This window comes from Parapedobacter defluvii (assembly GCF_014642075.1).
In the GTDB taxonomy this organism is placed as follows: Bacteria; Bacteroidota; Bacteroidia; order Sphingobacteriales; family Sphingobacteriaceae; genus Parapedobacter; species Parapedobacter defluvii.
Map to the genome: position 1 here is coordinate 1 of NZ_BMIK01000016.1, position 25,065 is coordinate 25,065.

Annotated in this window: 32 protein-coding genes; 17 read left to right on the plus strand and 15 right to left on the minus strand. The window is 45.9% G+C overall.

All coding sequences use genetic code 11. From position 1 onward, the window contains the following. Positions 1-318: 318 nt before the first annotated feature. The gene (locus IEX60_RS18310; protein WP_229717634.1) at positions 319-1,005 is read right to left on the minus strand and encodes an Rpn family recombination-promoting nuclease/putative transposase; all 687 of its coding nucleotides are present in this window, start codon (positions 1,003-1,005) and stop codon (positions 319-321) included. Positions 1,006-1,525: 520 nt separating this feature from the next. On the opposite strand from IEX60_RS18310, the gene IEX60_RS18315 reads away from it, so the two are divergent. Both IEX60_RS18315 and IEX60_RS18320 read left to right on the plus strand, forming a co-directional pair. After that, entirely contained in the window at positions 1,526-2,563 is a 1,038-nt protein-coding gene (locus IEX60_RS18315; RefSeq protein WP_188752961.1) for a POT-type proton-dependent oligopeptide transporter, read from the plus strand. A 355-nt stretch (positions 2,564-2,918) separates the two neighbouring features. Beyond that, entirely contained in the window at positions 2,919-3,284 is a 366-nt protein-coding gene (locus IEX60_RS18320) for a hypothetical protein (protein ID WP_188752862.1), read from the plus strand. A 429-nt stretch (positions 3,285-3,713) separates the two neighbouring features. Here IEX60_RS18320 and IEX60_RS18325 read toward each other — a convergent pair whose 3' ends face one another. After that, a complete protein-coding gene (locus IEX60_RS18325; RefSeq protein ID WP_188752863.1) occupies positions 3,714-3,944 on the minus strand; it encodes a hypothetical protein in 231 nt (76 codons plus the stop codon). 258 nt (positions 3,945-4,202) lie between these two features. Then, on the minus strand, positions 4,203-5,105 hold the full coding sequence (locus IEX60_RS18330) for an Rpn family recombination-promoting nuclease/putative transposase (RefSeq protein ID WP_188752864.1): 903 nt from the start codon (positions 5,103-5,105) through the stop codon (positions 4,203-4,205). A gap of 107 nt (positions 5,106-5,212) precedes the next feature. On the opposite strand from IEX60_RS18330, the gene IEX60_RS25180 reads away from it, so the two are divergent. Then, positions 5,213-5,416: a DUF6933 domain-containing protein gene (locus tag IEX60_RS25180; RefSeq protein ID WP_373285065.1), complete on the plus strand. Its 204-nt coding sequence runs from the start codon at positions 5,213-5,215 to the stop codon at positions 5,414-5,416. Positions 5,417-5,537: 121 nt separating this feature from the next. On the opposite strand, the gene IEX60_RS18335 is transcribed toward IEX60_RS25180, so the two are convergent. From IEX60_RS18335 to IEX60_RS18365, 7 genes are all read right to left on the minus strand, one after another. Beyond that, on the minus strand, positions 5,538-5,888 hold the full coding sequence (locus tag IEX60_RS18335) for a DUF8506 family protein (protein ID WP_188752865.1): 351 nt from the start codon (positions 5,886-5,888) through the stop codon (positions 5,538-5,540). A gap of 169 nt (positions 5,889-6,057) precedes the next feature. Continuing rightward, the gene (locus IEX60_RS18340) at positions 6,058-6,456 is read right to left on the minus strand and encodes a hypothetical protein (protein ID WP_188752866.1); all 399 of its coding nucleotides are present in this window, start codon (positions 6,454-6,456) and stop codon (positions 6,058-6,060) included. Positions 6,457-6,507: 51 nt separating this feature from the next. Further along, complete coding sequence (locus tag IEX60_RS18345) at positions 6,508-6,909, minus strand: type II toxin-antitoxin system HicB family antitoxin (protein ID WP_188752867.1); 402 nt, start codon at positions 6,907-6,909, stop codon at positions 6,508-6,510. Between the two features lie 37 nt (positions 6,910-6,946). After that, positions 6,947-7,126, minus strand: a complete 180-nt coding sequence (locus IEX60_RS18350; protein ID WP_188752868.1) for a type II toxin-antitoxin system HicA family toxin — start codon at positions 7,124-7,126, stop codon at positions 6,947-6,949. 551 nt (positions 7,127-7,677) lie between these two features. Then, on the minus strand, positions 7,678-8,121 hold the full coding sequence (locus IEX60_RS18355) for a hypothetical protein (protein ID WP_188752869.1): 444 nt from the start codon (positions 8,119-8,121) through the stop codon (positions 7,678-7,680). An 18-nt stretch (positions 8,122-8,139) separates the two neighbouring features. Then, a complete protein-coding gene (locus tag IEX60_RS18360; protein ID WP_188752870.1) occupies positions 8,140-8,349 on the minus strand; it encodes a DUF8506 family protein in 210 nt (69 codons plus the stop codon). Positions 8,350-8,857: 508 nt separating this feature from the next. Beyond that, on the minus strand, positions 8,858-9,070 hold the full coding sequence (locus IEX60_RS18365; protein ID WP_188752871.1) for a nucleotidyltransferase domain-containing protein: 213 nt from the start codon (positions 9,068-9,070) through the stop codon (positions 8,858-8,860). Between the two features lie 146 nt (positions 9,071-9,216). Between IEX60_RS18365 and IEX60_RS18370 the strand changes: the two genes are divergently transcribed. The 4 genes from IEX60_RS18370 to IEX60_RS18385 all read left to right on the plus strand — a co-directional run bounded on the left by IEX60_RS18370 (position 9,217) and on the right by IEX60_RS18385 (position 11,470). After that, positions 9,217-9,432 carry a hypothetical protein gene (locus IEX60_RS18370; protein WP_188752872.1) on the plus strand — a complete coding sequence of 72 codons (216 nt, stop codon included), beginning with the start codon at positions 9,217-9,219 and terminating at the stop codon, positions 9,430-9,432. A gap of 168 nt (positions 9,433-9,600) precedes the next feature. After that, complete coding sequence (locus IEX60_RS18375; protein ID WP_188752873.1) at positions 9,601-9,777, plus strand: hypothetical protein; 177 nt, start codon at positions 9,601-9,603, stop codon at positions 9,775-9,777. Positions 9,778-9,999: 222 nt separating this feature from the next. After that, a complete protein-coding gene (locus IEX60_RS25185) occupies positions 10,000-10,542 on the plus strand; it encodes a DUF6933 domain-containing protein (protein ID WP_373285064.1) in 543 nt (180 codons plus the stop codon). Between the two features lie 469 nt (positions 10,543-11,011). Beyond that, positions 11,012-11,470 carry a DUF6934 family protein gene (locus tag IEX60_RS18385; protein ID WP_188752875.1) on the plus strand — a complete coding sequence of 153 codons (459 nt, stop codon included), beginning with the start codon at positions 11,012-11,014 and terminating at the stop codon, positions 11,468-11,470. Positions 11,471-11,506: 36 nt separating this feature from the next. Here IEX60_RS18385 and IEX60_RS25000 read toward each other — a convergent pair whose 3' ends face one another. Further along, positions 11,507-11,638, minus strand: a complete 132-nt coding sequence (locus IEX60_RS25000; RefSeq protein WP_262892333.1) for a hypothetical protein — start codon at positions 11,636-11,638, stop codon at positions 11,507-11,509. 834 nt (positions 11,639-12,472) lie between these two features. Between IEX60_RS25000 and IEX60_RS18390 the strand changes: the two genes are divergently transcribed. From IEX60_RS18390 to IEX60_RS18400, 3 genes are all read left to right on the plus strand, one after another. After that, positions 12,473-13,045 (plus strand): hypothetical protein, encoded by a 573-nt coding sequence (locus tag IEX60_RS18390; protein ID WP_188752876.1) that lies wholly within the window; start codon positions 12,473-12,475, stop codon positions 13,043-13,045. Between the two features lie 5 nt (positions 13,046-13,050). Next, positions 13,051-13,530, plus strand: a complete 480-nt coding sequence (locus IEX60_RS18395; RefSeq protein ID WP_229717635.1) for a hypothetical protein — start codon at positions 13,051-13,053, stop codon at positions 13,528-13,530. Between the two features lie 244 nt (positions 13,531-13,774). Further along, positions 13,775-15,154, plus strand: a complete 1,380-nt coding sequence (locus IEX60_RS18400; RefSeq protein ID WP_229717636.1) for an exonuclease domain-containing protein — start codon at positions 13,775-13,777, stop codon at positions 15,152-15,154. A 7-nt stretch (positions 15,155-15,161) separates the two neighbouring features. Here the strand turns inward: IEX60_RS18400 and IEX60_RS18405 are convergent, their stop codons facing one another. Then, positions 15,162-16,370, minus strand: coding sequence for an MFS transporter (locus IEX60_RS18405; protein WP_188752877.1), 1,209 nt, complete (start codon positions 16,368-16,370; stop codon positions 15,162-15,164). Positions 16,371-16,525: 155 nt separating this feature from the next. On the opposite strand from IEX60_RS18405, the gene fsa reads away from it, so the two are divergent. From fsa to IEX60_RS18440, 7 genes are all read left to right on the plus strand, one after another. Beyond that, complete coding sequence (fsa, locus tag IEX60_RS18410; RefSeq protein WP_188752878.1) at positions 16,526-17,185, plus strand: fructose-6-phosphate aldolase; 660 nt, start codon at positions 16,526-16,528, stop codon at positions 17,183-17,185. 49 nt (positions 17,186-17,234) lie between these two features. Then, positions 17,235-17,696 (plus strand): Fur family transcriptional regulator, encoded by a 462-nt coding sequence (locus IEX60_RS18415; protein WP_188752879.1) that lies wholly within the window; start codon positions 17,235-17,237, stop codon positions 17,694-17,696. Between the two features lie 365 nt (positions 17,697-18,061). After that, complete coding sequence (gene pbpC, locus IEX60_RS18420; protein WP_188752880.1) at positions 18,062-20,464, plus strand: penicillin-binding protein 1C; 2,403 nt, start codon at positions 18,062-18,064, stop codon at positions 20,462-20,464. 2 nt (positions 20,465-20,466) lie between these two features. Beyond that, a complete protein-coding gene (locus tag IEX60_RS18425; RefSeq protein WP_188752881.1) occupies positions 20,467-21,180 on the plus strand; it encodes a 3'-5' exonuclease in 714 nt (237 codons plus the stop codon). Positions 21,181-21,375: 195 nt separating this feature from the next. Then, a complete protein-coding gene (gene rnr / locus IEX60_RS18430; protein WP_188752882.1) occupies positions 21,376-23,505 on the plus strand; it encodes a ribonuclease R in 2,130 nt (709 codons plus the stop codon). Between the two features lie 53 nt (positions 23,506-23,558). Continuing rightward, on the plus strand, positions 23,559-23,876 hold the full coding sequence (locus IEX60_RS18435) for a nucleotidyltransferase family protein (protein WP_188752883.1): 318 nt from the start codon (positions 23,559-23,561) through the stop codon (positions 23,874-23,876). Further along, entirely contained in the window at positions 23,857-24,201 is a 345-nt protein-coding gene (locus tag IEX60_RS18440; protein ID WP_188752884.1) for a HepT-like ribonuclease domain-containing protein, read from the plus strand. Before IEX60_RS18435 ends, IEX60_RS18440 begins: the two co-directional genes overlap by 20 nt. A gap of 22 nt (positions 24,202-24,223) precedes the next feature. On the opposite strand, the gene IEX60_RS18445 is transcribed toward IEX60_RS18440, so the two are convergent. The 3 genes from IEX60_RS18445 to IEX60_RS18455 are packed head-to-tail and all read right to left on the minus strand — an operon-like array spanning position 24,224 to position 25,064. Further along, positions 24,224-24,532 (minus strand): hypothetical protein, encoded by a 309-nt coding sequence (locus tag IEX60_RS18445; protein ID WP_188752885.1) that lies wholly within the window; start codon positions 24,530-24,532, stop codon positions 24,224-24,226. Positions 24,533-24,540: 8 nt separating this feature from the next. After that, on the minus strand, positions 24,541-24,828 hold the full coding sequence (locus tag IEX60_RS18450) for a hypothetical protein (RefSeq protein ID WP_188752886.1): 288 nt from the start codon (positions 24,826-24,828) through the stop codon (positions 24,541-24,543). Beyond that, entirely contained in the window at positions 24,825-25,064 is a 240-nt protein-coding gene (locus IEX60_RS18455) for a hypothetical protein (protein ID WP_188752887.1), read from the minus strand. Before IEX60_RS18455 ends, IEX60_RS18450 begins: the two co-directional genes overlap by 4 nt. Position 25,065 lies beyond the last annotated feature (1 nt).

Consider the following 25,065-nt stretch of genomic DNA (forward strand, 5'->3'; position numbering starts at 1 on the left):
GGGAATAAGAATATCCCCGGTAAACGGACCCGATAAATATAAAAAACGAAAAAAACCGTCTCGGTACTTTTGAGACGGCCTCATGTTCGATTGTAAAGAAACTTATTTGTCTTTTTTCTGGAGGTCCTCGCGGACTTTTTCGACGAAGTCGATGGATACTTCGGCTACCTCGGCAGCCTGTTCGTTCGTTAAACCAAGCTTAACGATCAGGTTTTTTACAAATTGATAACCAGCTTCCTCCTTCCCTTCTTCTTTTCCTTCACGTCTAACCGAATCAAACGCGTTTTGCGTATCCCACTTAGCCTTTAAACTTGCTTCTTATGCCATCCGTTCCTCCTTTTTTAATTTTGCCACTTCCGATATCTTAAAAATCAGCTGGAAAGCCCGCTTATCCAGAAATGTCGGCACTTTGTCCAGCGTGCTCATGTGCTTCAACAGGTACATCCACCTATCCATGTCGGTGAGCAGATCATCCTCTTCCATTACAAAGTTAGTCAATTCCAAAAACTTAAAACCCAACTTATTGTAAAAAGGTTTGTAGGCGTGCTTATCCATTAAAGCAATATTGTGGAAGTACCGGTCCTGTTCACTGGCATCCATACTGAACTCAAGAATGCCGATTAAGTAAACTTCCGGCAATTGGTAATCATTGGACGCCTTCCCCTTTCTCAGCAGCCGCTGAATGAGCCGCGATACGTAAAACAGTGCCCTGTCCTTGAAGTGATCCTGCCGGATGCGTTGCATCTCCACAATGAAATATTCGCCGTTGTCGCCCCGGCAGTGCAGGTCGAAAATGACGCGCTTATCCGTAACGTCGTCCCCATCATATTCATTCGGTGCATACGTTAGATCAATGATGTGTTTCTCGCCCTGGAACAGGTCGTTCAGGAATTCGATCAGAATCTCTTTGTTGGGTTCCTGCCCGAAAAGACGTCTGAACCCCCAGTCGGTGAGCGGATCAATGAATTTCCCGATTCGGGGTTGTTTGGGTTGTTGGTTTTCCATAATCCAGTTTTGATTGGTTAATGGGACAAAGATAGGAAACCTATAACCAATTCAAATTTTCGGTTACCGGATAGAAACTACGTATTAAATCAGACGTTAAAAGGAAGATTAATAGGCTTCTGAAAGATTTTCGTTTTCAGCTTTGTGATCTCAGGAGAAAACCGAACTGGTCACAAATTGTGACCAGCTCAATAAATTAAAGCATGGCGTACTCAGAAGGCCGAACAATGCCCGATGGTTAAAAAAACATGGAGGGCACTGGTTTGAAATGCACGTGTTGATCAATTACGAATTTGTTTTTACCTTTAACCAGCCAATATGACCTATTGACAGCTCAAATGAAAAAAACAGTTAACCTGAATCACAATAAGACTATCTATCTCTTAGCATTCTCAAGGATGGCAGAACGAGCTGCTTACTTTGGGGTACATACGTTGATCACGCTTTATATGATAGACAGCGTAGGTATGACTCAAAGTGAAGCAATAGTCGTGTTTAGCATGTTGCTGGCCTAACTTCCATATTTCAGATCGTCGGTGCGGTACTCGGAGACCTCATTATCGGCAACAGAAAGATCATACTGGCTGCAACCATCGTTCAGGCCGTTGGTGCTTTCCTGCTCTGTTTATCCAGTACGTTTGGATTGTACGGAGGTTTGGTACTCGTCGCGATTGGAGGAGGCGCTTACGGCGCAAATTTAGCGGCTGCGTTCGGAAAGCGTCTCCTTGATAGGAGGAAGTTGCTGGACTCCGGATTTACCCTGTTATACTTGGCCGCATCGGTCGGATCAACAGGCGGTATCCTGTTGGTCGGCCTGGCCGCAGAACGATCTAATTGGGAACTCGGCTTTGCACTGTCCGGTTCCTGTGCTGTGCTGAGTCTTTTACCACTACTTTTTCAATCTCCAGCTTTTGAGAAAGCCGTACCCGAAAAGGCTATGCAGACTTCTTTCTCTAGGCGATCGATAATACTTGCTGCTTGTTTACTAGTTGGTTTGTACTCGGCATTTGTCAAGCTAGGCGGCAGCTATAGCGAAATAATAAGTTCTGCTTTCCATGAAATCGATACAATAAATCTCCCGGAATTTTTGTGGTCTTCGTACGGCGCATTATTCACTGTCCCGCTCTGTATCGGCGCAGTTATCCTATGGTCGTTTACTTATACCTCGCAATTCATTAAGTTATTTATGGGATGTTTAATTGCCGCCCTGTCGCTTGGATTATTATTGTTCATACCAACTGCTCCGGGACAGCAAGATGTAGCTCTATTCTTTACCTCCTTGTTTATCCTGTGTATAGCGGAAGTTTGCATAGCGCCGATTATCTTTTCTGTATTAACAGAGTACGCCAATCCGAAGTATCTGGCTACGTTGATAAGTCTGGCCTTTCTACCGGCTGCAACTTTTACGTCTGGCTTGGATATTACAATAGGTTTGGTGACTCGAGACGCTGTGCTGCAGGTTTGGATTGGGATGTTGGCTTTGGTAGCATTTGGATTTATTATTCTTGGGATTGTTCGGAGGGCTTCGTCAAAAATTATTGATAGCCCTGACAATTAGCTACAAAATGAGAGATTTTAGACTTAATATCATTTTTGGCTCCGTAGCAACAGTGTTGCTTATAACGTTGCTAGACAAGCTGAAGTCGATACCGGGAGGGTTAATTCTATCAGGGCTTTTTTTAGGATCGATGATACTTGCCGCAATCGTCATAAGTTGCTTGCTACTAACACCAGCTGTCAGAATACTGCTTAGGAACTATTCTTTCCTAACGGTGTTCTGTATATTGGTAAGTGTCTCCTTCTTAGCGTTTCATTATCATTTATATTCACCTACTTTAACGATAATCGTTCCGAATGGATACACCGGTGAAGTTTCACTGGTATTATCCAAAACGAAAGATAATATATTGACGGTGGACAGCAATGGAATCGGATACTTTAACCGTTGGACATTCAGCAAGGTTTATACGAAACCCATTGTAAGGCAAGCCGACGGACGAAATCTTGAAAAAAATCTCGTAGGATTTAATGCTTCGGCATTTTTTGGAACCGGCAAATCTTGTTGTATAGATGGATTGTTCATCGAAAGTATAAACTTTGAAATCGTACCCGATGATAAAATAGGGAGAAAACAATACTATTCGAAAGACCTGACAACTTTGGTAGACAGACGATTAGTGGCGTTGTCAAAACCGGATAAGTACACGAAAGTGGATACCGGACTGGTGATATTGGATACGGTTGATTCCAATATTAATCCGGTTCGTGGCGATAACTAACAGATCATTAATGAGTATGAGCGATACACGAAATATTGAATTAATCGAGTTCCTTAAGAGGGTTCCCGGCGTTAGAGGGCATATTGGTGACGGATTTTCGGAAGATTCTTTCGTGGAATTTTCGGTCGGGAAAATTAGATAAGGCATCCCGGCCAGAATTTGATTCGTTCCTCAATATCATCAAGCCGCTGCGCTATCGCACATTCCGAGAAATCGACAGCGGGGAGGGATTCGAAATATGGAGTATATCTGTCGTATAAACAAAAAAGGCAATGCCACTGCTGGCAAAGCCTCCGTTACAAAGGTAAGGAATAAAGTTGGTATAATGAAAATAATTTCTTTTCCTGGGGAAAATCATCATGTCCCCCGCCACGGATCTATTCTTTATGAGCATCAAAACGACCCAAAAGTTCCGCATATGCATCCAACCTATAGGTTCAATTTTACTCCCCGGGCCTTAGCTGTAAGGTCCAACGACCCATTGGCCAGATCTATTACCGGTACTTTGGCATCGGCCTGGAACGAAATGAAGTAGCTATATGTGAAGAACTTTTCGTCTTTCGTATTGTCTGTTCGGTAGTTGATCTTAAAATCTTTCAGTTCGGCTAGCTCGGAAATAGTTGGTGGTCGCCCAGCTTTAAGGGGAATCCGGGCTCGCATACGCCATATAATACTTTCTGGTTTTTCTTTACGGCATCCGAGTAAACCCGGGCAATTGAATTTGATAGGATTAGTTCCTTTAGGTGAATACGTGATTAATTGATCTTGGTATAAAAGTAGGTGGTTGAAGTTGGTTGTGGAATACCTAGTATTGGGTATTTTTTGGTGGTTTTATGGCTGATGGGGTATATTATTGTGGGGCTGGTTGTAAACAAAAAAGCCACCGCAAGCGGTGGCCCTGTTCGGTTATAAGGAAACTTATTTGTCTTTTTTCTGGAGGTCCGTACGAACCTTCTCCACGAAGTCGATGGATACTTCGGCTACCTCCGCAGCCTGCTCATTAGTTAAACCAAGTTTAACGATCAGATTTCTTACCACTTCGGTTTTGCCTTCTATTCTCCCTTCTTCTTTCCCCTCACGCCTCACGCTGTCAAACGCATTCTGTGTATCCCACTTAGCCTTTAAACTTGCTTCGTATGCCATTCGTTCCTCCTTTTTTAACTTGGCCACTTCCGATATCTTAAAAATCAGCTGGAAAACCCGCTTATCCAAAAATGTTGGCACTTTATCCAGTGTGCTCATGTGCTTCAACAGATACATCCACTTGTCCATATCCGTGAGCAGATCATCCGTCTCTTTTACAAAGTTAGGTAATTCCAAAAACTTAAAACCCAACTTATTGTAAAAAGGTTTACAGGTATGCTTATCCATCAGAGCAATGTCGTGGAAATAACGGTCTGTGGCCACGGAATCCATGCTGAATTCCAAAATGCCGATGAGATACACTTCCGGAAGTTTGTAACTGTTGGTTTCTCTCCCCTTCCGCAGCAGCCGCTGGATGAGCCGCGATACGTAAAATAGTGCCCTGTCCTTGAAGTGATCCTGTCGGATGCGCTGCATCTCCACGATGAAATATTCGTCGTTGTCGCCCCGGCAGTGCAGGTCGAAAATAACGCGTTTATCCGTAACGTCGTCCCCATCAAATTCATTCGGTGCATACGTTAGATCAATGATGTGTTTCTCGCCCTGGAACAGGTCGTTTAGAAATTCCACCAGGATCTCTTTGTTGGGCTCCTGCCCGAAAAGACGGCGGAACCCCCAGTCGGTGAGCGGATCAATGAATTTTCCGATTCGGGGTTGTTTGGGTTGTTGGTTTTCCATATCTAGTTTTGATTGGTTATGGGCAAAGATAGGGAAAATTGATGGTTTTAACTAATATTTTTAGTTAAAACCATAATTTAAAAAAATCATAACTTTGTAATATCATTCTGCCCAACATCAAAGCTGCAGATGTAGCTGATATTGATCGGATATTTAAACGGGCTTTTTATACCCAACTGCAATATGATGGATTTTTTATTTCCTCGGACAATGTTAATCGCCTGTTGAATGATGTTCACCTCTATCCTACCGATAACGACAGAAGCACAACCGCCTATCAAAACCAGCGATTACTCGATTTGGATTACTGAAAACACGAATACCAAGGCCTGGACTATTGGCGAATGATGCGGTTGCCTCGGTTTTTTATTGAATGCGCATTTGGCAAAAAATTATTATTCGACTGATTTAACAAACTGTTTTTGTCATGGGTTATACCTCAGGCAAAGTCTTTAGCAACTCTTTCGCTGGTACATTCTGGATCTCACCATCCCGTTTGATGACGAGGCTTCCTCCTTTCGCAGCGGTTTCTTCACAAAGCTTACGTAGCGCCTTCTTCACCCCATAAAGCACTTTATCCGAGAATGAGGTGCCAGGAGGGAACAATATCGGGTGGTGTTTTTCATCGCGGATCGCCTTGCCCTCCTTCTGGCTATTGACGAACCTCCTGAGCATTCCAACAAAAGATGCCTTCTCCAATTCATCGAGTTGGTTGAAGTAGCTAAGCATTTCGTGTTCAATACCCTGTTGTTTGGAATCGGGTAATTCGGATATGGGCTTCATGGGAACAAAGATACATTTTTATGAGAATCCGCTCATTTTTTGCCCAATTGCTCCATCAATTCTATCGACAATTGCATCGTTATTTTTGCTAACTCTTGCTATGACTCTTGCCGTCACTCTTGCTGTGTGAACTCCTGCTGCAAGGATTTTACCGCCTGAACGTATTTTCCTACGAACGTTTCTTATCAAACTTTTTGACTAAGTAATAATTTAACAACAATGCTACTCTATTCCAGTACGCGTAAACCCCATGAATCGTGGATTCTAATAAAAAGGTATACCGATGATTATAAATGTTTGGTTTACCTTTTTCGTTGCTGCGTAACTTATTAAATAACAAACTTGCTTTCAGACCGAAAAGAATTTGGCTACTTAGGCCCTTAATTTCATACAAAAAATGATATCCATTTGCATTCATATTGTGACCAAAAACAGAAAGCTGACCAATCTTATTCCAATATGAATTGTCGTCATATTTATCATCTTCGGTTTCAAGATCTGTTAAATCATATTCCTTTTCAAGCTCCGACAAATGGGCGTTAAATTCTTTGAGCCAGCCTATCTCCATAATGTATTATCAAATATTTTGCTATTGCTCCACAGCCTTGCAAAACAACACCTACACCAATTCCACCGACTGTAACTCGGCCGCCAACCTATGAAGACCGTCTTCGATTTTTTTCAATTGGGGTTGCCGAGGTTTCTTAAGACCAGAAGAATAATGTTGAAGCTGACGCTGGTTGATACCCGTGATTTTTTCCAAAGCGGCATTGGTAAATATGCCTTTGTAATAGTTCAAGAAACTCTCGGCATCAAAATGATAAACGATGTTGTAATCGCCTTTCAGAAGCGCGGGAATATCATCTGAGGTATTATATTCTTTCAATAATGCTACACTTTCCAGTATGGATTGTTTTGCATCCTCCACAGTATCCCCACCCCCATAAATACCCGGAACATTCTCTGCATAAGCACTGAACATATCAGCACTCCGCTCAATGATAATTTTCAGTGTTTTCATAATATAATGCGATGTGTGACAAATAAGGATATGGGGATTATTTCAGCCCCAAATCCTTAATGATTTTTCTACGGAGACCTTCTCCCATTTCCTTGTTACCATGATACGGAATGGGATAAGTCCTCCCCTCCTTTTCATAAATATAATGACTACCACTGGTACGGATATGAATCCAGCCATTCTTCCGCAGAAACCGATGGAATTCACTCGATTTCATAAGGAATCAAATTTAAGTGTGGACAAATATTTAGCCTCAATAATTTGAGCCACGCCTTATACCATCAGCGAGACAAAGGTAGTAAAAATACTACCACACAAACAAGGATTATTTTTCTTTTGCGGCGTTCTTTGGGGTTCTCGGTTCAGATTCTGTGATAAAATAGTAATTGAAAGGAATTTTGGATCTAGGATGACAACACCGTTCATCTAAATTTCCTACCCACTCCATCAGTGATTTATCAGGTCTTTCCATTCCTGCAGCGACTTTAGGCCACGTCCTATTTGATACGCGTAATCTGGTACAGTATGAACCGTCCCTGTCACTTTAGATTCGGCCCTTGTCAAAACAAGCCTGTTCAACTCTTAGTAAGTTTTTCCTTCGATTCATATCGAATTGGTGTGTATAGCCTGACAAATCACACTAGCGTTTTGGTTCTGGCACTTAATTGTAATCTTCAAATGGGTATTCCAATTATAAAATGCATATCGGTAATCAATTGCCGCAATATCTTGAATTTCATAGAAACGAAATTTCAATGGTTATCAGGCTCAGTCGTCCAGTTCGAGTTGGTGGATCTGCATCATTGAGCCTCTTATTGAAAAAAAGAAATCTCGAAGGTATTCGAGAGAACGATCAAGAATCTCTACTTGGCTGGGATAGTCAATGAAATGCCCCGCACTTGCGCCGTAGGACCTGCCGTCATCGGAAATTGCCCCCCTTCTGTCTGAACTGAGTTTGGAAAATTTATGTGCGAGAGAATTGCGAATATCATTCGCTTCTTTCAAACCGTTATATGCCTCATTCACATAGCTATGGATTTCCGCATGACCGTTTGTCTTTAATTTTAGCAGTATTTTGTCGCCCTTGACCTGGTTTTCCTTAATGTCAAGATCAAAGGCAAGTGTAAACTCGGAAACAAAAAAAGTCCGGCTCCCTAACAATGTGTTGGAAAGATTGCTTGACCTATCCATATCAACTGCGAGGGGAATCATTATCGCTAAATTTCTCACCTATTGAAAATCGTCTTGCTTCGGGAGAGTTTTAAGTAACTCTTGTGCGGGCACTTTCTTGATTTCCCCATCAATTTTAACTACCAAGCTCCCCCCCTTGGCTGCGGTTTCTTCAGCAAGCTTCCGCAATGCCTTTCGAACGCCATAAAGCACCTTATCCGAAAACGATATCTCGGGCGGAAAACGAATGGGTTTACTATTTAGTGCCATCACTTTGTTGTTGTATTATTGACCAAATTTCGTCATTAACGATTACTTTTCCAAATTCATCGGATTTAGCAATAACTTCCGGATTTAAATCCATATTATCCAGAACCATCCACTTATCACATTTTGGAATGTACAAATTCACCAAATTATACAATCCCCTGTAATACCTCCTAACCACCACATCATCCGGAATGTGATGGCCTCCTTCGGATACACGTTGAGCAACCCGCGCTATTGCATGTTGCGGTGAATAGCTCGCGGATTCGATTAAGCATAATGCGGCCTGCTTCCAATGCCGCACTTTCCGGATTGAATGGAGATAGCCCTGCTGCAATATTATCAGCATTAACAAATTCCTTGCAATCCCAAATCTCGGGTAATACCGTATAACTAGCAGTGGTTTTTCCTGCTCCATTGCATCCGGACACAATGTACAGTGTAGGCATAGTTTAACTACTTCCTCCGATCTTCTCTTTACAAATCCGTTCCACGACTTCCTGCAAGCGCGTCATCTTTTCATGTACAATCGGGCTAACTGCATTCTTGATATGATATAGCTATAACGCACCCCATCTTCAACGTATTCGTCCTCTACCCACTTGTCGGAAACATAACTCCCGAAAAGAATAACTTTTTCCGGCTTCGCCTCCTCCTTGATGATTTCAAGGATTTCAGCAATTTCCTGTTGCTTGGATTCCGGAAGACGGGATAAGAGGCTCATGGTGGTAAAGTTAGAAAAATTTACGCATAAACCGAATTAATATTACTAATATTTTTAGTTTATTTGTACTCATGAAACGAGAAAGAAAACGAAAAACAGAGATCATTAATTTGCAAGCACTAAGGCAGGAGTTATATGCTAAACATATGGAGAAAATTCACCCAACTATCAAAAAGAACCTGGAAATGGATGGTGTTTTGGGCGAAGTATGCCATCATTTGGTGGACCTGGAATTGCGAGAAAGGCAGTTACCTTATTCTTTTCAAGGGCTGTGCGATTTCACCCGGCTATACGATTATTATACGGACTCATATATTCACGTACATTATATGGGCAAGAATTATCGGTTTGATGCGAAATAGATTTAAAAACAGGCATTTAAGCAAATAAATCCTAAGATTATAGCCCTCTTATATATAACACGTTATATGTAGGAGTCGGCTGGCAACGTTTTGAACACCAGGTAAATACGATGCGTTTTTGGTGACACGTAAATAATGAAATATATTTGTAAAAATAGGAGGTTTGATATGAAAAACCCTACGGATAAAAAATCAAATGCTACCGACTCGAAAGCAGATCATGCGCGCGATTATGGCAATGATCCCTATTTTGTAAAAAAAGCAAATAAATCTAAGGCCTTTCTGGAAAAACACGGCTTCGCTAAGGAGTTAGTCGATAAAAAGCAAATTTCAGGCATAGGTTAGAATGCGACATAACGCTGAGCTCACCGAGCCCCTGCACTTTGATACCGCAGCCTATCTGACTTTTTCTTCTTCCATACAGCCGTTGATACATAACGGCATAACGAGCTAATGAAAATCTGATAGTCGTGACCTTTTCTATTCCGAGAATGAAATTTTTGGAAAAGTATATTGGGTAAAAAGTTGGGTGAAAGTTGGGTAAAAAAAGATATCTATATTTATTGCATGCTTACAGCGATTCACACATCACGGAAACTTGAAAAACTCATAAAAAAATGGGTAATTCCACAAACGCACAACATCGAAAATGCACCTCTGGGAAAATGGAACGCCACGGTCTTCTTTGTAGATCGTAAAAAATGCTGGCTCATAACGAATGCTAAAACACAATACCACGTCATTCTGCCCGACATCAAAGCTGCCGATATAGCTGATATTGATCGGATATTTAAACGGGCTTTTTATACACAACTGCAATATGATAGCATTTCTATTTCTCTGGACAATGTTAATCGCCTGTTGGAGGATGTTCACCTCTATCCTACCGATAACGACAGAAGCACAACCGCTTATCAAAACCAGCGACTACTCGATTTGGATTACTGGAAATACGAATACCAAAGTCTGGAATACATGCCAATCCGAGATTTGACTAACCGGATCAACAAAACCCCGATTAACCTGACTTCCAAAAAGCGGTTTAGCGGTTATACCGACGCATTGACTGAAATGAAACGATTTTTGGATACCAACGCTATGGTCAAATGATGCGGTTGACTCGTTTTTTTTCGAAGAAGGATGCTTGCCTACACGATCAGCAAAATCTCCTTTGCTCAAACCACGCTGTCTGATCAAATCATCCAATTCAGCCGCCAGCTTCATTTTGACCGCCGTTTGTGTTTTTTCTGCGAGGGTCAATTCGCCCAGAATCTCACCAATTATTGAACTACTGATTTTCCTTGCTTTTTTAGTAGTCTTCATCTACACCAAATTTAAATCCCGTTCCAATTCCGAGCGTCACCGTCTAATATAACGGCTATATCAACAAACCGTATACATAGTAATGCCCGGAGAGAGACTCGAACTCTCACCGCTTTATGCTTGCTTATTACATCACAAAAGTATATGAATGGAATGGGCGGGCATTACAGGAAACCGGAAGGTAGATAGGTTTGATTAAAAAATATTTGCAGAGCACCTCTAATTTTGCTATATTTGTTAGCAAATCTATAAACCCATGAAATATCCTAAATATGATTACGTAGCCGAAAGCCAGTTGATGCACTTCGAGTTTACGAGCATAGGACCTAAAGGTGAAATAAAAAAGATTATAGAATATTCCGAAACAAGTTTGGCAAACGTTTTTAATTTGGCTTTTGGCGATTACGATGAAAACGCTGGCGGTATAAACGACAAAATCGTAACGAACAATGGCGATAGCGAAAAAGTACTAGCTACTGTTGCCTCGACAGTGTACGCTTTCACGGGAAGGTATCCCGATTCTTGGATTTATGCTACTGGTAGTACCGAAGTGCGCACACGGTTATATCGAATGGGGCTAACCAATAATCTCACTGAAATAGCGGAAGACTTCTATGTTTATGGACTTACAAACGAACAGTGGGAGGAATTTGTTTCTGAAGAAGATTATGAAGCTTTTTTGGTAACTAGAAAAAATCGTAACTTTGTGATATGAGAATAGAACGTATAAATAAGGCCAAAACGCCTATCGTTAAAATAGATAAGCGGTTAAATAAATTTCAGGGCCAGGTTTTGTTCCCTGAAAAACTGGAAGCCGCAAACAAAGTGCTTTCAAAAGTTGCTTTGCCCAAGTTGCCGGATAGCAAGGGATAATTGCTTCCATATTCCATTGCTTTAGCACAAAGTTACTAAAAAATTAATGACTCATTCCCTAATTGATGTGACTTTTTCGGTGCAAATCCGTTCCACGACTTCCTGCATGCGCGTCACCTTTTCAATGAGTGTCTGTAATTCGTCCGCAGTGATGTGGTAGTCGGGCTTATAACTTTAAGAAATCCGTGTGCCCTCGGAAACCAAATATCAAAATATCCCCTGAGCTTTCTCGGTTTCCTCCTTTGGAGTGAGTGTAGCGGGCTCGGCAAACTGGCAATTACCGGTGTCGTATAACAGGATACCTTCACGAATAATATCCGTAAAGAAATATTGTCCAAATCCACAACGCAAGATTCAACACCTCCGACTGTTTAGCATCCAAGTACATAAAGCCTTCGAAGACTTCTATGCTTATGGAGTTCAAAGCGAACAGTGGGCTGGATAAATTAGTAAACCTAATTATCCCCGAACCGTTCTTTGTATACAGCGACCTGACAACCGGAATCCATTATTCCACCTCGAAGCATCATCGACGATTAGAAGGAATAATGGCTAAGAACCAAAAATGCCGTTGAAAAAATTGGAAATTTATTGCTTGTTCACGCAGGAACCAAATCTGGGATTAACTAAAAATGTATCAGTTATTTCTAAATAAGGAATCCGACGATCATGCGCTTAAAAGATAAAAAGAAGGGTTTCGGGTTATATGGGAAGAGGGAAACCTGTCGAGTTTAAGATCAATGCAATGTAAAATGATGAGAGACTCTTTCACGTTCCAGCTTACAAAGACTCTTGTTATTGGAACAACTTTTGCAAACACCTATCTTTGACAAAAATAGCATTTATGGTACCTGTTTACTATCGATTCCTGTCCCTGCTCCTTGCCGGCTTTCTATGGGCAGCCTGTGGCCACGAAAAATCCATCAGCGACCGCGTTGCGCTGGGCGAGATTGCACACTATATCGAATCCAATCCGGTCTATGAGACCGCTGAAATGGGCTACGGCGAACTAAAATTCAGCCAGCGGTCGGACGCCGACCTCCTGACCGCCTATGAACGGTTGGAAAAAAGCGGATATGTCACCCTGGAACGGTTGAAAGAGCGCAAAAAGTTCCTTTCAAAAGACAGCACATTCGTCTACCTTGTCAAGCTGACCGACAAGGCGATTCCATTTGTACTGGAAAAAACGGACAAAAAAGTAACCGTAAAGACGTTCGAATATGCACTTGATGAGGATGGCGGCGTGCTGATTGAGCAAACCGGAAAAAACCGGGCGAAGGCTACCGTAACCCTTCGGAAAGCGGAAACCGATTTTGCAGATTTTGCTAAAAAAGATCCGGATAACAACGCTTCATTCACCAAAAAAACCTATTCGCTGCGGTTCAATGGCGATGCAGGCTGGGAAGTTACCAAATAGCAGAGATGAAAGGTTTAAGCACCCTCATTGCCGTACAGGCACTGCTTTCCACCATTTCGGGCGTACTGGTTTCCCAAATGTCATTCATTGGAAAAGTGGGCATTAGTGTATTGTACAACGAATACGGCATTTTTAAGATTTGGTGGAAAACAGCCATTCTGCTTTTTGCAGTTCAACTTATACTGATCGCTGTACTCTGGCTCATCAAGCGGCTACTGGGGCGACGTATTGCGCTGGCAACTTTCTTGCTGGTACTGCTTTTCGGGCTCGTAGGCGCCTATTTCACCTACCTGGATTTTACTACTACCTCCCATCGGTTGATGAAAGAGACCTTTCACAGCGGCGCCTATCTTTTCTGGGGGGCCTGGGCGGTGTCCTGTCTTTATTTTATGATCGTACGCCGTGGCAAAAAACAAGCCATGGAAGAAGCCGAAGCGCCATTTACCGAGCCGATCGGTCCATCCGAGCCAACGGACGCGGTATAATTTGGCGATACCTCCATACCGGCGGCCAAAAGGCTCCACATCTCAGAGGGGTTAGCCGGTGGTCAAGTTGCGGTCTCCTTGCAGTAAGGGTGCGAAAAACAGCCAGCAGACCGCCAGCTCACCGAAGGAAGACAGCTAAGCCAACCGCAGCAGTCAGGCAGCGGTTACGCAGTAAGTTGGATAAATGTGAAAAATAAATACTCATCTCTATTGATAGACTAATTATTTTAGTATATTTACCCCTGTGGGGCAGCATTCCGAAAATATCCGATATGCCATTGTGGACATCGAAACCACAGGCGGCTATGCTGCAGGCAGCGGGATTACCGAAGTTGCCATACGGATTCACGACGGCCAACAGGTAATTGAACGTTTCGATTCACTGATCAATCCGCAGCAACCCATTCCCCTTTATATACAGGCTATGACGGGAATTACTCCCGATATGGTAGCAGACAGTCCCTCTTTCAATGAATTGGCCCCCCAAATTTTCAGCCTGCTGGATGGATGCGTGTTTGTGGCCCACAACGTTAATTTTGATTACTCCTTCCTGAAACACTATCTCGAACTGGCCGGATTCTCGTTGGCTGTGCCAAAGCTGTGCACCGTCCGGCTGAGCCGGAAAATCCGACCGGGGCTGCCTTCCTACAGCCTCGGCAGGTTGTGCGATGCGTTGGGCATTCCCATCCGCAATCGGCACCGGGCCGGTGGGGATGCAGAAGCTACCGCCATCCTGTTCGGCAAGCTAATGGAATGGGACGCTCAGGGCAACCTGACGGAGATGCTGAAAAAGAAATCCAAACACCAGCAGTTGCCTCCAAACTTACCCAAAGACCAATTCGACACGCTGCCCCAAAGTCCCGGCGTATATTATTTCAGGGACCGGGGTGGAAAAATCATCTACGTAGGTAAAGCAAATAATATCTACAGCCGTGTCGCCCAACACTTCACCGGGCACAATCCCAACCCCCAGCGCCAGCATTTTCTCCGCAACATCCACTCCATCACGTACGAACGCTGCGGCACCGAGCTCATGGCGCTGCTACTGGAGGCGGCAGAAATCAAACGGCATTGGCCCGCATACAACCGCTCGTTGAAACGTTTCGAACCTAAATATGCGCTGTACGCCTATGAGGATCACGCAGGTTACCTTCGGCTGGCTATCGGGAAGCACAGTAGAAACCACCAACATACTCACCTGTTCCACAACCAATTGGATGCCGTAAACTTACTTCATCAGTTAATTGATAAATTCGATCTGCATCCGCAATATTGTACCTTCAGTGGTCCCCGGCCTCTGGCCGGAAAGCCGGCCGTCGATCCGCCCGAAATCCATAACCAGCGCGTGCAACGGGCGCTCGACTACCTGGCGAATGAGCTACCCACATTTGCCATTTTCGATAAAGGGCGGGATGAAACCGAGGTCAGTTGCGTCTGGGTGGAAAACGGTAAACTGCATGGCATGGGCTACATCAGCCAGTTCGCAGACATCGGTTCACCGGAAGCTGCCAAAGAAATGCTCACCCCGTATATCAGCAACCGGTATATGATGCAGCTGATCTTTCATTATGCACAAAAACATCCTGCTAAAATATGGAGACCGGGCGGCGATATACCCCGCTAACGGGCAGCTACCGTTTCAGGATATGGATGCGGATGTATCCAACAAAACCAAGCGCGATCAAAGCGCCGGCCACGCCCTGAAATACCAGCGTATAGTGTATCCCCCACATATTGGCAAGCGCGCCGATCAACAGGCTCCCCAACGGGAAGATCCCCTGGAAAGCCATGATGTAATAGCTGATAGCACGGGCACGGTATGCAGGCATGGCATGGGTCTGTATATAGGTATTGATACTGGAGTTCTGAACCATCATCCCCATGGATGCCAGCATAATACACAACAGCGCCAAAGGCAGCCATGAGGCAAAGGAAAGCATCAGGATGCCGAAAGCAAATAACCCGGAGGCCTTCATTACACGGAAACGCAGGTTGGTGCCCGCTTTCGTCAACGCCATGTAGACGGCACCCGTCATGGCGCCAAACCCGGCGGCACTCTCAAACCAGCTAAACGTTGTGGCATCGCCGTTGAACATCTCTCGCGCGATTACCGGGAGCAGCGTGGTATAGGGAATCACCAGCAAGCTGGAAGTACCCAACAGCAGAATCAGCGACGAAAGATGCGGGGAGTGACGCAGGTAGCTGAATCCTTCCTTCAACCCCTGCCACGTACTCTCCTGCTTCACCTCAGGTGCCGAAAGAGACAACTTCATTGCCAGCAGCGTACCCAACACTGCAATAAAGCTCACAAAATTGGCCGTAAAGCATACTGCTTCCCCGTAAGTACTCAGCAGGATTCCGCCTACTGCCGGGCCCACCATCCGCGCCGCATTGAACGCCGAAGAGTTGAGCGCGATGGCGTTCGGCAGGTCTGCCCGGTCCGGCACCAGTTCCACCATAAGCGATTGCCTTGCCGTTACGTCAAACGTATTGACGACACCCTGTAACAGACTGAGCACACCAATCCAAAAGACACTGTAATTTCCCAAAAACACCAGCAGTGCCAGCGCCCCGGCTTGAAACATCAGGCCGCTTTGCGTAATGAGCAAAATCCGGTACTTATTGTGCCGGTCTACAAAACTCCCGATAAACGGCGACAATACCAGCGAAGGCACCAATGACAGAAATGAAATAAAACCCAGGATAAAAGCCGATTCGGTAAGCCGGTACACGAGCCAGCTTACCGCAATGCGCTGCATCCATGTACCCATCAACGAAATGGCCTGTCCGGTAAAGTGCAGTCTGTAGTTGCGATGTCTGAATGCTCGTAAGATGTACATGCTTAGCGATTGAGGGGTGCCGGGCTGGCGGTAACGATGCAAAATCCATACCACAGTCGGCACGAAAACTTTTTCGCTAATTCCGACAATTATGCGTAATTTTACAGCTTGAAACTGAACAGATTGTTCAATAACCTTATATTTAGTTTATACATATGAAATTTTTCATTGATACTGCCAATCTTCAACAGATCAAAGAAGCCCAGGATCTTGGCGTACTGGACGGAGTAACCACCAATCCGAGCCTGATGGCCAAAGAGGGAATCACCGGACAAGACAACATCATTAACCATTACAAAGCCATCTGCGACATTGTAGAAGGCGACGTAAGTGCGGAGGTAATCGCCACCGATTTCGACAATATCATCAAAGAGGGAGAGGCCCTGGCAAAACTCAACGATAAGATCGTGGTCAAAGTACCGATGATCAAAGAAGGTGTGAAAGCCATCAAATATTTCAGCAGCAACGGCATCAAGACGAATTGTACATTGGTATTTTCATCCGGGCAGGCATTATTGGCTGCCAAGGCAGGCGCGACCTACGTATCGCCCTTCCTGGGCCGCCTGGACGACATTTCAACAGATGGACTGTCCTTGATTGAAGACATCCGGTTGATTTATGACAACTACGGATACGAAACGCAGATATTGGCTGCATCGATACGCCACGTGATGCACATCGTGGAATGTGCAAAAATCGGAGCGGACGTCATGACAGGTCCTCTTTCCGCCATATTGGGCTTGCTCAAACACCCGCTTACGGACAATGGTCTCGCCCAATTCCTGGCAGATCACGCCAAAGCAGCCGGAAAATAATTTACCCAAAGCCCACGGTTCCGGCCGTGGGCTTACCAACAGGTGTACCATGGTAACAGCAACTGAAAAAGATCAAATTACCGCCGAGGAAAAGTTTACCCGCCTGCTCCGCCAAAACAAACTGAAGGTCACACAACCCCGGCTCGGTGTATTGAAAATCATCTCCGAAAAAGAAACCGCTATCTCCCAGCCGGAACTTGAGAAAATGCTTGGCGATACCGTCGACCGGGTAACCCTTTACCGGGTATTGGCTACGTTCGAAGAAAAGGGGATCCTCCATAAAATATTTGACCTCCACGGTACTGCTACGTATGCGTTATGCTCAACGGAGTGCGATGAGCACCACCATCACGACGAACATGTACACTTCATCTGCTCTTCCTGCAACAGCATCTATTGCCTCGATGACATCAAGCTACCCAAAATAAACCTGCCCGAAGGATACCAGCTCCAATCCGTCGGCATCAATGCCGTGGGTCTCTGCGCCGAATGCAAAGCGCTCACTAAATAGTACTCCGCACTACTAAAATCATACACAAATACTTGCTAAAAAACTATATTATGTATTTTTAACACAATTAAATACAATTAATTGTATTGGTTACATTCACCAAAAATCAACCCATACGCTTTTAGCAAAACCATTGCTTTTATACCTATTAACCGCATTAACCTGTCATTCCGCTTTCCAACGGAATATTCCACTAAAACAAATTGGTATTTTAAGCTAAATTTATAGCAATTATCAAAATAACTGATTACTAATCAAAATAATAATTACTATTACATAAATAATAACTACCTACCTTAATTTAGCACAGGGTCGCGTTGCTTTCTTAAATCGGTGTTACTTATTTTTGTATCTTAGCAAGGTAAATGAGTTGGTTAAAGACACGCATTAGGCGTTTCATAGCGTTCTGTAAAACCCCGAAAGGCAGCGTAATCGTTGCTTCGCTAATCGTCCTGCTCGTACTCTTTTGTATGGCACTGCCCAAACGCCTCTTCCTCACCCCTACTTCCTACGTAATCGAAGACAAGGATGGAAACCTGTTGGCGGCTTCCATTGCGACAGATGGACAGTGGCGTTTTCCGGCTGCAGGTGCGGTTCCAGACAAATTTGCCAAGTGCATCGTTGCCTTTGAAGACAAGCGATTTTACGTGCATCCGGGGGTAGACCCGATTGCGTTGGCGCGGGCGGTTTTCCAGAATATTTCCGGTAAACGGGTCGTCAGCGGCGGCAGTACACTCAGTATGCAGGTAATCCGGATGAGCCGCAATAAACCCCGCACCGTCTGGCAAAAATTTATCGAAGCCTTTCTGGCCGTCAGGTTGGAAGCAGGCTATCGAAAATCATCCATTCTGCGACTATACAGCGCGAATGCTCCCTTTGGAAGCAACGTGGTCGGACTGGATGCCGCCGCCTGGCGTTACTTTGGCCGCCCTCCCAAACAGCTTTCCTGGGCAGAAACAGCCATGCTTGCCGTACTGCCCAATGCCCCCAGCCTCATTCACCCCGGGCGCAACCGGACGGTATTGCTGGCCAAACGCAATGCACTGCTAGACAGGCTGGCGTCAATGGGTACCATCGATTCCAGCACCGCTGACCTTGCCAAACTGGAACCCTTGCCGGACAAGCCCCATCCGCTCCCACGGGTTGCCCCGCATCTGCTGGAACGTTTCAAAAAGGAATACAGTCAGCTGGGGGTTGCCCAGACCCGCATCCGGACGTCGCTCGATGCCGAGCTGCAGCAGCAGGTGGTCAACATCATCGACCGTTACCACCGCAACCTCAGCGCTAACGGCATTCACAATGCAGCTGCACTGGTGCTGGAGGTGGAAACAGGCAAAGCCCTGGCTTATGTGGGCAATGTGCACACACCCCGGTCAGATGAATCCGAAAACCAGGTGGACATGATCACATCGCTGCGGAGTCCCGGCAGCACCTTAAAACCCCTGCTTTACGCGGCTATGCTTACCGACGGACTGATACTGCCCCACACGCTCATCCCCGATATTCCCACCCAGATCGGGGGCTATATGCCACAGAATTATGACCTCGGATACGACGGGGCCATCCCGGCATCCCGGGCGCTGAGCCGTTCGCTCAACATACCGGCCGTGAAAATGCTTCAGCAATACAAGTACCAACGGTTTCACCCGTACCTGAAACGTGTGGGCATCCATAGCCTCACCCGGCCTGCCGATTTTTACGGCCTCTCCATGATCCTCGGCGGATGCGAAGTTACCCCGTGGGAACTGGCGGGCACCTACGCCAGTATGGCCCGCACATTGAATCATTACGAGCGCTACCACGCGAATTATAACCCCGCAGATTACCACGCACCGACTTACCTGAAAAACGACGCCCAATCGCCCGAAAAAGGCACTGAGCGGGCATCCATTATTGACCATGCCTCCCTTTACTTTACATTTCAGGCCATGAACGAGGTGATGCGGCCCGGAGAAGAAACGCTGTGGGAACAATTTGGATCCTCCAAAAAGATTGCCTGGAAAACCGGTACCAGTTTTGGGTTCCGCGATGGATGGGCAGTGGGCCTCACTCCTGCCCATGTGGTTTGCGTATGGGTCGGAAATGCCGACGGTGAAGGCCGGCCGGGCCTTACGGGTATCGAAACAGCAGCGCCTATCTTGTTTGACATATTTGACCTGCTGCCCGCTTCCGGCTGGTTCCCAGCTCCGCTTGATCGCATGGTGCAAACTGCGGTATGCCGGGAAAGCGGCTATCTGGCCGGGCCTGACTGCCCCCATGCCGATACGGTGTACATTCCCGTTCCGGGCCATCGGTCTGCCGTTTGTCCTTTTCACCAGACCATACACACGAACCCGGAGGGTACGTTGCAGGTAACGGCCGACTGCATCCCACCGGATCAACTGGTATCGGCCAAATGGTTTGTGCTGCCACCCGCCATGGAATACTACTACAAACCCCGTCACAGCAACTACCGGGAACTACCGCCATTCGCTCCCGGATGCCAGCCCGGCGGCGAAAGCCGTGTCATGGAAATGATCTATCCGAAAGATAATGCCAGGATCTATATACCGCAGGAAATCGACGGACAGCGTGGGCGTGTGATCTTCAACGCTGCCCACCGCAAAGACGGTACCCGGATATACTGGCACCTCGATGACACCTTCGTGGGCGAAACACAAACGTTCCATCAGCTGGCGCTCGATATACCCACCGGCCCTCACCGCATCACCCTGGTAGATGACAAGGGCGTCCGGATCAGTCAGCGTTTTGAAATTTTACAGAAATAGCCATGTTAGAGACAATTGATCTGCAACAGCTCATGGTTTTGGATATCGAAACGGTATCCCAAAAAGCCGCTTATACCGAATTGCCCGACCATTTCCAGCAATTGTGGGCGCATAAAGTACGCAATACCCTCAAAGAAGGGGAAACCGCTGCCGACGTATATCCGAATGCCGGGCTATACGCCGAATTCGGAAAAATCATTTGCCTATCGGTCGGGGTATTCCACCACCGGGGAGGCCGGATGGGTTTCCGGACCAAATCTTTTGTAAACGGGGATGAAAAGGAGTTGCTGGCCGACTTCACCGCGTTATTGCAGTCCCAGCCCCCAAACCTTATCCTCTGCGCGCACAACGGCAGGAATTTTGATTTTCCATTTATATGCCGGCGATTGGTCATTAACGGCTTACCCATCCCGCCACAATTGGACCTATCGGGAAAAAAGCCCTGGGAAAGCAACCATCTGGATACGATGGAGCTTTGGCGGTTCGGTGATTTCCGCAGCTATACGTCGCTCAGCCTCATGGCCGCGGTACTGGACATACCGACACCCAAAGACGACATCAGCGGCGAGGATGTGTACCGGGTATACCACGAAGAAAACAATTTGGACCGCATCCGCGTCTATTGCGAAAAGGACGTCATCACCACGGCACAAATATTGCGCAGGTTGCGTGGCGAACCGTTGATCGAACCGGACGCAATCAGCTTTGCGGAATAATGGTGATCGGTGGTCAGTGGTGGGTGGTCAGTGATCGGTGGTGGGTGATCGGTCTAAAGTAAATTAAGAACAATACATCATGAATAAAAATAAAATAACGGATAATAAAATCGATACTTTTACAAAATCAGAGAGCCGAAAGCTGATCGCTGATCGCTGAAAGCTGATCGCCAATCTCAATATTCAACATCAAACATGTCAAATAAAAAAACCCAAGCGTTTAAACATATCCTGACGCAACTGATTTCCGATGTGATCGAAAAATCAGGAAACAAACCCCTGAATTACAAACAGGTGGCAGCGAAGCTCAACCTCACCGATACCGAATCGCGCAATACCATCCAGGACATCCTGCAGGAGGAAGCCCGCATGGGATCATTCAAGGAGGTTGAAAAAGGAAAATATATACTGAAAGAACTGAAGGCATTCGTTGTGGGCCGCGTGGATATGACGGCCGACGGTTCAGCATTCATCGTGCCCGAAGATGAATTCGAGGACGATATCTACATCGCTCCCCGTAAATTGCGGCAGGCATTGCACGGCGACCGCGTAAAGGTGCACGCCTATGAAAAACGGCGCGGCAAGCGTAAAGAAGGAGAAGTGGTGGAGATTCTCGAACGCGCCCGCACAGAATTTACAGGCACCATCAACATATCGCCCCGCTTTGCGTTTCTGATTGCTGACGACCGGAAAATGCTGAATGACATCTTTGTGCCGCTGGCAGACCTAAACGGTGCACAGGACGGCGAAAAGGTGGTTGTAGCCATTACCGAATGGCCCCAGGACAGCAAAAATCCGGTAGGCAGAGTAAAACATGTGCTGGGAAAGAAAGGCGAGAACGACACCGAGATGAACGCCATCTTAGCAGATTTTGGCTTCCCTTTGGCATTTCCCGCCAACGTGGAAAAGGAGGCCACCGCTTTCCCATCCGTAATCTCTCCGGAGGAAATTACCAAACGCCGCGATTTCCGGCCGGTTACCACCTTCACCATCGACCCGGCCGATGCCAAGGACTTCGATGACGCGCTCTCCTTCCAGCAGCTTCCCAACGGCAACTATGAAATCGGCGTGCACATCGCCGATGTAACGCATTTCGTGCGGCCGGATCTGCCATTGGACAAAGAGGCCTTCGAGCGCGGGACCTCGGTTTACCTCGTAGACCGCGTCATCCCCATGCTCCCCGAACGGCTGTCAAACGACCTGTGTTCTCTACGGCCACACGAAGACCGCCTCGTGTTTTCCGCTGTGTTCGAAATGGACGAGCATGCCAACGTCATCCACGAATGGTTCGGCAAGGCCATTATCCATTCCGACAGGCGGTTCAGCTACGAAGAGGCCCAGGAGATACTCGAAAATAAAGCTGGCGAATTCAGCGATGAACTACTCAAACTGAACGAGCTTGCGTACATCCTGCGCGACCGCAAGTTCAAGCATGGCGCCATCAGCTTCGAAACGACAGAAGTTAAATTCAACCTGGACGAAAACGGCAAGCCCCTGGGCGTATACGTCAAAGAACGGAAGGATGCGCACAAGTTGATCGAAGATTTCATGCTACTGGCCAACCGCCGTGTAGCGGAATTTATCGGCAAACAGGGTAAGGGAAAAAACAAAAAAACGTTCGTTTACCGGGTGCACGACGTGCCAAAAGAAGAAAGCATCACCGCGTTTGCGCAATTTGCGGCCCGGTTCGGATACAAACTCAATACCAAGTCCGACCGGGAGACTGCCCGCTCGCTCAACGCGCTGATGGAACGCGTGGAGGGTACCAAAGAGCAGAACGTGTTGACCACGCTGGCCATCCGTTCCATGGCCAAGGCCATTTATACCACCAAGAAGACCAGCCATTACGGACTGGCATTTGACTACTACACCCATTTTACTTCTCCCATCCGGCGTTATCCCGACGTGATGGTGCACCGCTTACTGGAACACTACTTATCGGGCGGCAAGTCCGTTAACGCCGAAGCATACGAGAAGTTATGCGAGCACGCCTCCCAAATGGAAAAGAAAGCAGCCGACGCCGAACGTGCGTCCATTAAATACAAACAGGCCGAATTCCTACAGGATCAAGTGGGCGAAACCTACCTGGGCATTGTTTCCGGTGTAACCGAATGGGGTATGTATGTCGAGATCGAAGAAAACAAATGCGAAGGCATGGTCCGTTTGCGCGACATTACCGACGACTTCTATGCCCTGGATGAAAAGAACTATGCCATCATCGGCCAGCGGAAGAAAAAGCGGTACCAGTTGGGCGACGAGGTGCAGATCAAAGTGAAAAAAGTCGACCTGGCGAAACGGCAGATCGACTTCACGTTGATTTCTTAGGAGCGCTGAAGTTGTAAATTATTGGTATCTTTGTGGATAATACTCACGAGAAAATGGCGCCATCTATTAAAAGCAAAGAATCCATTCTTAACGCTCTTGCCGAAAAAAAACAAGAGCTCAGGCGCTATGGTGTGAAAGAAATCGGATTGTTCGGAAGCTATGCAAGGGGTGATTCACACCGAGATAGCGATGTCGATTTATTGGTGGATATCGAAAAGGAGCATAAGACGCTACGCAATTTTTTGGCTTTAAATTATTATCTTGAAGACTTATTGGGCACAAAAGTCGACTTGATCACAAAACAATCGCTTAGTCCTTATATCGGCCCCCACATCTTGGATACCGTTGCCTATGCATCTCTCGGCAATTGAGTTTATCCGGCATATTTTAGCGGAATGCGATTACCTTTTGAAAGAATCGTCCCAAAATAGCTATGACGATTTCTTAGTTGACCAACGCCTTTCAAAAGCGATTTGCCGAAGTTTAGAGATTATTGGCGAAGCAAGCAATAAAATACACCCTGATTTCAAATCAAAATACCTTTTTGTTCCTTGGCGAGAAATGAGCGATTTAAGAAATCGCATTATTCACCATTATTTCGGGATTGATTATGATATCGTTTGGGATACCGTGATCTCGGAGATCCCAACGCTTCGCGAATATTTGACCATCATCCTTGAGCAGGAGAAAGCGTGATGACCCGCTCAACCCTCTTCTTTCAAACAGATTTTGATTTATACTGCAGACTATTCAGAATAATTTGATCGGTATGATAGACCACATGCACAACAACGGTAGCTGACTCCAAACCCGGGTCGGTTTTTACACGAGGGTCAAGGAAACTTTCGGCGTTGACGATTCGATAGGTAAAGTTTTTATGTTTAGCTGCCATACCTGTGGCCCATTCAACTATTTTTTTGTTAAGTATCCTACTGACCAGTTCGTCTAAGCCCTCCTTATTTTTCTCACTGTCATAAATTTCGTGCGGCCAAGGTTTGTAAGAAAAGCGTTTGTAGTGTTCCATCATTGATTCTTTTAATCGTTAAAATAATCGTGCCATTCATCGTCTTTATCCATATTATGTTCAGGATCGTAATCCATGTAATTCCGATCATACGTACGCTCTAATGAATCATCGGGAAGTACGTCTGATTCGGTCCGAGGGTCCGACGGTAACGAGTCGTCGGCAATACCGTATTTCACCGGATACGTCGGATGTTCACTGCTGCGTTCCCACCGCTGCTGATCCCGTTCGTTTTCCCTACACTCAAGCATACGGAATAGGCATAACATCGCGACTATGTATTTTGCGAAACCCTTCATGGTTGTTTGATTTCCTTAACACGGATAGCCTTAGTCGCCAGCCGTGTCTGCACCACACGTTGTGCTTTCTCCCTAGCGTCCTGTATGTTACGGGCCTCTACTATCACGTCATGACGTGAGATACAAGAATTAATCTTGGCTTCAACCCGTACCTCGAACATGCGGGTGCGGGATTGAAAAGCGATGAAACTCGTAAGCAGAAGCACGGTCGCACAGAAAAAAGTAAACTTTTTCATC